Origin of the sequence: Pseudoalteromonas sp. P1-7a (genome assembly GCF_001401855.1) — a bacterium.
In the GTDB taxonomy this organism is placed as follows: Bacteria; Pseudomonadota; Gammaproteobacteria; order Enterobacterales; family Alteromonadaceae; genus Pseudoalteromonas.
Map to the genome: position 1 here is coordinate 1 of NZ_LKDU01000172.1, position 216 is coordinate 216.

At 44.9% G+C, this 216-nt stretch carries 1 tRNA gene; it reads right to left on the reverse strand.

The window, feature by feature from the left end:
- Position 1: 1 nt before the first annotated feature.
- Positions 2–74: transfer RNA gene (locus AN389_RS20000), tRNA-Lys, on the reverse strand.
- Positions 75–216: the final 142 nt, after the last annotated feature.

Here is a 216-nt window from a genome sequence, read left to right on the forward strand (position 1 = left end):
GTGGGTCATGATGGACTTGAACCATCGACCAATGGATTAAAAGTCCACTGCTCTACCAACTGAGCTAATGACCCGCTCTGTGTGCTTACCCTTTAAGTGAGCTGCGTAAATCCGCCGATTTGTCCACTCTTTATCTTAATAAAGAATGGTGGGTCATGATGGACTTGAACCATCGACCAATGGATTAAAAGTCCACTGCTCTACCAACTGAGCTAA